Raw genomic sequence first — 972 nt, 5'->3', positions numbered from 1 at the left:
GCCGATCGCCGCCAGCGGGATGCCGGCGCGCTGCGCGGCGCGGATCACGGCGATGCGGCGAAGCACGTCGCGCGGGTAGCGGCGCTGGTTGCCGGCGCTGCGGCGGCTGCCGATCAACCCCTTGGCCTCGTAGAAATGCAGGGCGGAGACGCTGACGCCGCTGCGCCGCGCCACCTCCCCCACGCTCAGCTCGGGTGCCATGCGGCGGGGCTGCGTCATGCTCTTGACCTGAACCTTACCTGAGGTTCTATGGGGTGTGCTCCTTGATGCCGCAACAGGAGCACGCGCATGCCCCGTCCCGTCGAACTGGCCCTGGTCTATCGCAGCGACCGCCCGGGGCGGCTGTGCGACCGCGTTGCCGCCTGGGTGGTGGGGGAGGTCTGGGGCCGCCCCGATTTCACGCTGAGCCTGGTCGAGGCCATGGGCGAGGGCGCGGCGCAGCGCCTGGACCGTGCCGAGGCCTGCCTGCTGCTGTCCGAGGCGGTGGAGGCGCCGGGCCTGGCGCCGCTGCTGGGCGCGGCGGGCGGCGCGGCGGCGCGGCTGGCGCTGCGCTTCGACGAGATCGCGCAGAGCCGGGGGCTGGTCGCCACGCTGCTGGACGGCCTGCCCGCCGGCGCCCTGCGCCAGGCCCTGCCCGCGGTGGCGGAAGGCGGGGCGGAAGGGCTCGGCCTCGTGGAGGGCTTCCGCGGCGAGGTGCTGTGCTGGCTGTCGCTGGACGAGGCGGGGCGGATCCGCGCGGCCTTCCCGCGCGATCCCTCCTGGCTGCACTGGCGGCTGCTGGAGGCGGCGATGGCGGGGATGGAGGTGGGCGACGCGGCGCTGTGCCGGGCCAGCCTCAACCCCTCGGTCGCCGGCGTCGATCTGTAGGAGGGACGAGGATGCTCTGGCCCCGCATGCTGCGCAGCCTGGCGCGCCGGCCGCTGACCGGCCCGGCGCCCACGCCGCAGCCCGAGACGGTGGCGGCGCTGGCCG

Annotated in this window: 2 protein-coding genes; one reads left to right on the top strand and one right to left on the bottom strand. The window is 76.0% G+C overall.

What is annotated here, in order from left to right:
• On the bottom strand, window positions 1–219 hold a 219-nt coding region (locus HMPREF0731_RS21875; RefSeq protein ID WP_007006436.1), incomplete at its 3' end, for a MerR family transcriptional regulator.
• A 69-nt stretch (window positions 220–288) separates the two neighbouring features.
• On the opposite strand from HMPREF0731_RS21875, the gene HMPREF0731_RS21870 reads away from it, so the two are divergent.
• The gene (locus HMPREF0731_RS21870; RefSeq protein WP_007006435.1) at window positions 289–867 is read left to right on the top strand and encodes a hypothetical protein; all 579 of its coding nucleotides are present in this window, start codon (window positions 289–291) and stop codon (window positions 865–867) included.
• The last annotated feature ends 105 nt before the right edge of the window (window positions 868–972 follow it).

It is taken from the genome of Pseudoroseomonas cervicalis ATCC 49957, from assembly GCF_000164635.1.
Lineage (GTDB): Bacteria > Pseudomonadota > Alphaproteobacteria > Acetobacterales > Acetobacteraceae > Pseudoroseomonas > Pseudoroseomonas cervicalis.
The sequence above is the reverse complement of the archived record's forward strand: the minus strand, read 5'-3'. Positions and strand labels throughout refer to the sequence as shown.